Below are 1,128 nucleotides of genomic sequence, written 5' to 3' on the forward strand. Positions count from 1 at the left end.
CCGACGGTACTGCCCTCACAGCTCGCCTACGTCATGCACACCTCGGGATCGACAGGAACACCCAAGGGCATCGCCGCCACCCACCAAGGCGTCGTCGACCTGGCCCTGGACCCCTGCTGGGAAATCACCGCCCAGGACCGGATCCTGCTCCAGGCCCCCCACGCCTTCGACGGCTCCACCTACGAACTATGGGCACCCCTGCTGGCCGGCGCGACCATCGTGACCACACCCCCCGGCCACATCACCGACGCCACCACCCTGCGCACCCTCACCCAACAACACGGCCTGACCCGCGTATCACTGACCGCGGGACTCTTCCGCGTCATCGCCGAGAACGACCCCACCGCATTCAACACCCTCACAGAGATCACCACCGGCGGCGACGTAATCCCACCCGAAGCAGTCCGCGCAGTCCTGACCGCCTGCCCCCACACCACCGTACGCACCACCTACGGCCCCACCGAAATCACCATGTGCGCCACCCACACCCCCTGGCACCACGAAGACACCCTGCCCCCCACCATGCCCCTCGGACAACCACTGACAGGCACCCGCCTCACCATCCTGGACAACCACCTCCAGCCCACCCCACCCGGCGTCACCGGAGAGCTCTACATCGCCGGAACCGGCCTCGCCCGCGGCTACACCCACGACCCCGCCCTCACCGCCACACACTTCACCGCCAACCCCCACGGCACCCCCGGCGAACGCATCTACCGCACCGGCGACCTCGCCCGCTGGGAACACAACGGCACCCTCACCTTCCACGGCCGCACCGACCACCAGATCAAAATCCGCGGCTACCGCATCGAACCCACCGAAATCGAAACCGCCCTCACCAACCAACCCGGCGTCACCCAAGCCACCACCACCATCCACACCACCCCCAACGGCGACAAACAACTCACCGCCTACTACACCGGAACCACCACCCCCACACACCTACGCACCACCCTCACCACCACCCTCCCCGACTACCTCATCCCCACCCACCTCATCCCCCTCAACACCTGGCCCCTCACCACCAACGGAAAACTCGACCACACCCAACTCCCCACACCCCAACCCACCACCACCGGCCGCCCACCCCGCACCCCCCACGAACAAACCCTCGCCACCCTCTTCACC

At 67.2% G+C, this 1,128-nt stretch carries 1 protein-coding gene; it reads left to right on the plus strand.

The features are described from left to right. Positions 1-1,128 (plus strand): AMP-binding protein (locus tag ACIPEK_RS46730; protein ID WP_402009166.1); only part of this gene is annotated, 1,128 nt, incomplete at both ends.

The sequence above is a fragment of the Streptomyces sp. NPDC088246 genome, assembly GCF_044741025.1.
GTDB lineage: Bacteria > Actinomycetota > Actinomycetes > Streptomycetales > Streptomycetaceae > Streptomyces.